Source organism: Candidatus Poribacteria bacterium, assembly GCA_021295755.1.
Taxonomy (GTDB): Bacteria; Poribacteria; WGA-4E; order WGA-4E; family PCPOR2b; genus PCPOR2b.
In genome coordinates this window covers 1,536-8,502 of record JAGWBT010000145.1, presented here as the reverse complement: position 1 = coordinate 8,502, position 6,967 = coordinate 1,536, and the positions used below count along the sequence as shown (strand labels likewise).

Here is a 6,967-nt window from a genome sequence, read left to right as displayed (position 1 = left end):
CTGCCATACCACCTGTCCCAATAAAACCGAGTTTTACTTTCATAGTTTCTCCTCAAAGAAAGGAATCTGTGGCAGACAAATTTCTAGCACATATAAAATACAGAAGCTTGTTTTCATTTTGAACACAGTTTATCAAAAAACGCTCGTTGTATCAATCAGCAATTTCGCATTGTATCTTGCGTCGGGCTTGTTCAACGCTCAAGGTAAATTGGTTAAATATGTTCTATGACTGCTTTTCGTCTTCTGACTTTTTGGGCGTCTATATTATCCTTCATGTAACGTTACCGTTTCTAACCCCCGTCGTAGCCGTGGTTATCCTCTGCTCGATCTTGCGGCACATATCCCACCTTTCGACGAGCGTTCTCAATATCCACCCAGCGTAAATCGTTGTTTGACATACCGTAGAAAATCTCAAATCGTAAGTCATCATCGGCATTGATGCACCGTTCGATAATCTGGACAATGTCCCGCTGGCTGACGTAGATGTCCGCCCCCTGTGGTGGGCGGGGCCGGTCGCGCTCGACTTGACCGATACGGACGCAGATACATGACATCTCATGCTGATCCGCATAGGTACGTGCCAAAGACTCTGTCCAAACTTTGGTTGAACCGTATATGCCTCTCGGCTCTGCGGGTATGTCTGGTGTAATCATCTGAACATCGTCGGGTATGTTGGCGTGTCGCCGTTCCATCATCGCCTTGTACGGTTCGCTTTCACGATGCCCTTGGGACACCATAATACTGCTGGCGGCGACGATTCGCCGTACCCCAGCTTCCCGACACGCCTCAAACACGTTATAAGTCCCGATGATGTTGTTGTGCAGTAGGCTCTCCCAATTTCCACTGCCCGGATCGGCGGCAAGATGTGCAACGACCTCAATGCCTTCAACGGCCTGTCGGACCTGCTCAAAATCGGAAATGTCACAGAGCTGAAATTTATCGTCGGGAATCTCGAGGGTCCATGATTTAGGAACCCGCACAGACGACTCGCGTTTACAGTCGAGCGCGTAGGCATCGTATGTGTCCGGCTGTTCAAGCAGTCGCTTGTATGTCATGTAGCCGATCTGCCCAGTTGCACCTGTGACCAGCACTTTCTTTGGTGAACTCATTTGTTTGTCTTTCCTTGCTGAGATTCATCATGAATATCTGCTAGGTAAGTACGTTTCAGGGCATGAACGAGGTTTAATTGTGTCGAAGATTAACCGTTCTTAGCCCATCAGTTTTCCGAGAGAAACTCTGGACAGTTCGTATAAGGGATTCCAATAGATACCGAGCAGGAGGGTTGGAACAACAAAAACAAGGAGCAGGACAAGACTGCCGGGTGAGAAAGAGAGGGATTCGGTGTCATCGGAGGTTTCAAGGAACATCGCCTTGACAATTCGCACATAGTAGTAAAGTGCCACAACACTGTTGAGCAAGCCGATAATAGCTAGCCAATAGAGCTGCTCTTTGATGACAGCGGCAAAAAGGATCCACTTCCCTGCGAATCCGGCGAGGGGTGGCAGCCCGGTCAAGGAAAAGAGGAAGATTGCCATTGACACTGCGATGAGCGGCGCGCGGGACACCAGTCCACGGTATCCGTCAATTGTTTCGCTGCCGACTTCGTTCGCAATGAGAATGACCACAAAGAATGCTCCCAAGTTCATAAACAGATAAATAATGAGGTAGATGAGAATCGCTTGAAGTCCTTCACTTGTCAGCAAAACCCCTCCCATGAGCAGGAAACCGCCATGCGAGATACTTGAGTAAGCGAGGAGGCGTTTCACATTTTGCTGTGGGAGTGCAGCAAGATTGCCAACGGTCATGGTTAGGGCAGAGACCACTGCCAACATCAGTGACCAATCAACCGAAGCATCTGCCGATTTGAGGCCTGAATAGAATAGGCGAATAAATAGGGCGAACCCAGCCGACTTAGATGCAACAGATAGGAACGCTGTGATTGGAATCGGGGCACCTTCATAAACATCGGGAGACCACATGTGGAAAGGTACGGAAGCGATTTTGTACCCGACGCCCGCAAGGATAAACGTAATCGACAGCAGTACCGCCAGCGGATAGACATCCCCTTGGCTGAACATCTCCCCAAGCCGGCTGCTAATTAGCACGATATCTCCTGTACCGGTCAAACCAAACAGAAGAGAGATACCAAACAGCATTGTTCCTGATGATATCGCGCCAAAGGTGATGTATTTGAATGCTGCTTCGCTTGAACGGGGGCTATGCGTCAAGAATCCAGCGAGGATGTAGGAGGTCAAGCTGACAGTTTCGAGGGAGAGGTAGATCATCAGGAGATGGGTTGACGATGCCATCAGATACATACCCAACGTCACTGCAAGCAGAAGCGCATAGTATTCGCCCTTTGTCTCCGGATCGAGTTCAGCAGAACGGACCGAAAATAGAATCGTTGCAGCGGTAGCAACCGAGATGATGACTTTGAAGAACATCGCGAAACTATCGAGTCGGACCATGCCGAGGAACAGGGATCGGTCTTCCGATCCAATCACAATTGCTGTGATTACTGCTATTACAATTCCGACAAGCGACAGATAGGCAGCACCATCGCCACCTCTCTTTTTCGATGAGAGATCATACAAGATGACAATCACGGCAAAGACGATTAAAATAATCTCTGGTATAAAGTAAGGAATACTTGCAATGTTTGGCAATGAACTCTCCCTTTATTGTACAAGCGGCAATATGCTCACAGCTTCCCTAAACATATCAATGGCGATTGAGGGCCAAATGCCCAGTACAATCGTAAGGATGCCTAACGGGACCAATGTTGCGATTTCGCGCCCATTGATTTCGGTGATACTTTCGTATTTCGGATTCAACTCACCCAAAAAGACGCGCTGTAATGTCCAGAGGAAGTAAGCTGCACCAACAACAATACCTGCGGTTGACAGGATTGTCAGCATCTTGAATTTGCTGTATGCTCCCAGCAGAGACAACGCTTCCCCGACGAAACCGCTGAGTCCCGGTAAACCCAAGGATGCCATGAATGCCAGCGTTGTTATGCCGGTGTATATCGGCATTTTGCTGCCGAGTCCGCCGAAACCGCCGATTTCGCGGTGGTGTGCTCGGTCATAGACAACACCGACCAAGAGGAACAGCATCGCGCTAATCACACCGTGGTTGAACATCTGAAGGATAGCACCGGTTAATCCACTCTCGTTTCGTGCTGCAAGCCCTATCAAGACAAATCCCATGTGGCCAATACTGGAGTAGGCAACAAGTTTCTTGAAGTCGGTCTGCGCCAATGCACACAATGAACCGTAAACGATGTTGATAAATCCGAGGATTGCCAACGAGTTCCCCCACGTGCCTTTGCCGTTGCAGAAGAAGTCCATCCCTTCCGGTAACATTGCAAAGTTCACACGAACCAGTCCATAGGTTCCCATTTTCAAGAGGATGCCGGCAAGGATGACGCTGATCGCGGTCGGTGCTTCTACGTGAGCGTCGGGTAGCCATGTGTGGAAGGGAAAGATCGGCACTTTGACCGCGAAGCCGATGAAGAAACCGAGAAACGCCCATATCTGGAATGTGGGATCTGCAAGCGCGTGGCCTGGGGTTTTCGCGCGTTCAATCAACGTTGGAATATCAAAGGTGAGAGGCATATCGGGAGTACCGCTCTTGAGATAAACGGCAATCATGGCGATAAGCATCAGCACACTACCGAACAGGGTATACAGGAAAAACTTAATCGCTGCATACTCGCGCCTCTCTCCGCCCCATATCCCGATTAGGAAGTACATCGGGAGCAATGTGAGCTCAAAGAAGACATAGAATAGGAACATATCCAGAGCGCAGAAGAAACCGATCATCCCTGTTTCTAAGAGCAGAAACAGGGCAAGGTACGCTTTGATTCCTTTGTCGATTTTCCACGATGCGAGAACGCATATCGGGCCCAATAGTGCTGTCAAAAGCACCAATGTAACGCTTAATCCATCGATCCCGACGTGGTAGCGGATATTGAACGCCTTAATCCACATCACGTCTTCTTCATACTGATGCCCCGACATGGATCGGTCATAATCTATAAAAAGAAACACTGCAATCAGCAGCGGGATCAGCGTGACAATAAACGTCACACGCTTAGCGAGCTCCTCCTGTTCTCGCCGAATAGCAAACAGAACCACAAGCATCCCTAGCAAAGGGACAAAAATCATCAACGATAACATCCAGTGAAATCCTCCTCGTTAAAAGCGTCTATAGGTAGCACAGGTTTGAAACTTACTCCTACTATTTACAGCGTGATGCGCTAAATTTTTCATGTTTTACGTCAAAGCTGATTTGTTCTTTGAAGATAGTTTAATATCCCTTCGGAAAGGGCTGTTTTATCAAGTCGATCAAAAACAGCTATAGCGTTACGCGCAAGATTCAATATTGATTGTCCATCTTCCAAATTAAAGTAGATGGCAAGTTCATAGTCAGCCTCTCGCCGATGTCTGTTGAGCGTTCTCAGGATTGTGCTGAAATCTCTGGCATCCGGTATTCCAGCGTTAAAGAATGCCATTTGAATCTTAGCATGTCCCCGATCCCTGTAATCGGGAAAGGACTCATTATCCCGCCACCATGACAAGACGTGGTGATATACGGCATAGTAGGATCGACCCACTACAGTGCGAATATCTGCTTCGGTTGGGACATCTCTTGCCATGAGCCGTGTCGCTGTATCTAGGAAATCAAGATGATTCATTCGATGAACCTGTGAAAGGGGATGAGATAGAAAGCCCCCGGCACATCTCTTATGGCTTTGATGAATCGATCTTGAGCCTCAAGAGTTTCGTTGATTGTCATGTTTGACTTAATCACGAAAGCAATCTCCGCCTCCTCCGGTTCGTCATCACAATAAGGTGGATAGAAATCAATCTCTATCGTCTTCGCTGTTGGGAAAAACTTCTGTGCGTAATGGTAACCGGCAGCAACTGCCTCATACAGATTATGCGTTTTGCAGAATTTTTGTAACGCCGGATCATCAATCGGCGGAAGTGGAAATGCCATGATTTTCACCTCACTTTTGGATAGAAGACACCCTAGATAGGACTTACGCGTTTCAGCGCGGGGAAACCAGATGCCCCGCCTACAGTTGACTGCGTAAGTGCTACTAGAATAAAGCACGGAAAATCAGAATTAACAGCACAACACCGCCCAAAACGGCTAGCAGATAATTTTGGATCATGCCCGTTTGAACCCGCCTAATCCTGCCACCGACTAACCAAGTAATTCGGGCGACCAAATTGACCAGTCCATCGACAAAGGTGTTATCAAACCACCCTGCGACTCGTGCGCACCCTGCCTGCACAGCGACACCGACCCCATTGACAATTCCATCAATGAAACGCAGATCAAAAAATCCAAGGACTTTTGAACCGGCGACGGTAAGTGCGACGAGCACACCGTCGTAAAATTCATCAAAATAGTATTTATTCCAGAGCAGCGTGTAGATTGGGCGTAGTCTCGCTGCAACAGCTTCGGCGGAAAACTTCTGCCAGTAATAGAAAAGCGCAGATAACCCGATACCGATAATGACGATGACAAATGATAGCGGCACGACGATGTTATGCGCCTTATCGTGATCTGGGTCATGATGTCCTGCTGCATCGTCGTGATGCGCATCTTCTGCAGCGTGCGCATCAGAGAGCCCCAACTGCGCGTGTAGGGCGCTTCCATTTGGATTTTGCATCGCATGCTTTGGCGCATGGATGTGGGGTTGCTCTGGCTGTTTCACATATTTCTCAAACGACCATTTGTTGACAATCGGAAAACTGAGAACGGCTAAAATAATCAATGGGATTGCCATCTTCAAGGGCGATTCGTGTGCACCATCGTGCATTTCTTGATTGCGGGGTTCCCCGGTAAACGTCATAAAGATGAGGCGGAACATATAAAATGCCGTGATGACAGCTGCGAGTGCGGCCATGCCAAACAGAATATAGTGATGAACCGAATCCCAAGAGATTGCCCGGTAGAGAACTTCGACGAGGACTGCATCTTTACTCCAGAAGCCTGAGAAGATATACGGCACACCGGCGATTGACAGCGTTGCAATCAACATTGTTAAAAAGGTGATGGGCATCTTATGGCGTAGCCCGCCCATGTGGCGCATATCCTGCGCGGGGTCAATGCCGAAGCTATCGAATGAGGCTGCGTGTGCGTCTGTATGTCCATGGTCGTCGTCGTGTGCGTGATCGTGGTCATGATCGTGCGCATGGTGGGCGGCATGGAAGGCGTGGATGACGCTGCCGGATCCGAGGAACAGTAGAGCTTTGAAAAAGGCGTGTGTTGTGAGGTGGAAAAGCCCTGCGATATAACTTCCTGCTCCAATTGCCAACATCATATAACCCAATTGACTGATAGTCGAATAGGCAAGGACTCGCTTGATGTCGAATCGAACGAGGGCAATCGTTGCTGCGACTAACGCCGTGATGCCTCCAACATACGCAATGACCAGTGAGGAATCAGCAGTCAGGATTGGGAACATTCGGGCGGTAAGATAAACCCCTGCGGCGACCATCGTTGCAGCGTGAATCAAAGCACTGACAGGCGTGGGGCCTTCCATCGCATCGGGAAGCCATGTGTGCAGCGGGATTTGTGCCGATTTGCCAACTGCCCCGCAGAATATTAGCACCCCGGCTATCGACAACCAAGTCATATCACCGGCGGTCAGGTTACTGGCAAGTGCAAAGATACCTTCATCACCGTAGAGCGATAACGTGCGAAACTTGGTGAAAAGCATCATCATGCCGATGAACATCCCGACATCCCCGACGCGGGTTGTCATAAACGCTTTTTTGCACGCATTCGCTGGAGCATCTTGTTCAAACCAGAATCCGATCAGTAGATAAGAACAAACACCAACAAGTTCCCAACCGATATAGATACCGAGCAGGTTGTCAGAAACAACCAAGAAGAGCATCGAGAAAGAGAACAACGACAGGAAGGCAAAGAAGCGAGGGTAGCGGGG

General features: G+C 48.9%; 6 protein-coding genes. All 6 read right to left on the bottom strand.

The window, feature by feature from the left end; all coding sequences use genetic code 11:
• Nucleotides 1-290: 290 nt before the first annotated feature.
• A complete protein-coding gene (locus J4G02_18565; protein ID MCE2396539.1) occupies nt 291-1,109 on the bottom strand; it encodes an NAD(P)-dependent oxidoreductase in 819 nt (272 codons plus the stop codon).
• 99 nt (nt 1,110-1,208) lie between these two features.
• Nucleotides 1,209-2,666: an NADH-quinone oxidoreductase subunit N gene (locus J4G02_18560; GenBank protein MCE2396538.1), complete on the bottom strand. Its 1,458-nt coding sequence runs from the start codon at nt 2,664-2,666 to the stop codon at nt 1,209-1,211.
• A 12-nt stretch (nt 2,667-2,678) separates the two neighbouring features.
• Nucleotides 2,679-4,181 (bottom strand): NADH-quinone oxidoreductase subunit M, encoded by a 1,503-nt coding sequence (locus J4G02_18555; GenBank protein ID MCE2396537.1) that lies wholly within the window; start codon nt 4,179-4,181, stop codon nt 2,679-2,681.
• A 101-nt stretch (nt 4,182-4,282) separates the two neighbouring features.
• Nucleotides 4,283-4,699 carry a hypothetical protein gene (locus J4G02_18550; GenBank protein ID MCE2396536.1) on the bottom strand — a complete coding sequence of 139 codons (417 nt, stop codon included), beginning with the start codon at nt 4,697-4,699 and terminating at the stop codon, nt 4,283-4,285.
• Nucleotides 4,696-5,004, bottom strand: a complete 309-nt coding sequence (locus tag J4G02_18545) for a hypothetical protein (GenBank protein MCE2396535.1) — start codon at nt 5,002-5,004, stop codon at nt 4,696-4,698. The genes J4G02_18550 and J4G02_18545 overlap by 4 nt, the downstream gene beginning before the upstream one ends.
• A 103-nt stretch (nt 5,005-5,107) precedes the next feature.
• On the bottom strand, nt 5,108-6,967 hold a 1,860-nt coding region (locus tag J4G02_18540), incomplete at its 5' end, for an NADH-quinone oxidoreductase subunit L (GenBank protein MCE2396534.1).

What these genes read in the sequence shown, in the direction of transcription:
- J4G02_18565 (MCE2396539.1), bottom strand. Translation starts at nt 1,109, where the DNA reads ATGAGTTCACCAAAGAAAGTGCTGGTCACAGGTGCAACTGGGCAGATC.
- J4G02_18555 (MCE2396537.1), bottom strand. Translation starts at nt 4,181, where the DNA reads ATGTTATCGTTGATGATTTTTGTCCCTTTGCTAGGGATGCTTGTGGTT.
- J4G02_18550 (MCE2396536.1), bottom strand. Translation starts at nt 4,699, where the DNA reads ATGAATCATCTTGATTTCCTAGATACAGCGACACGGCTCATGGCAAGA.
- J4G02_18545 (MCE2396535.1), bottom strand. Translation starts at nt 5,004, where the DNA reads ATGGCATTTCCACTTCCGCCGATTGATGATCCGGCGTTACAAAAATTC.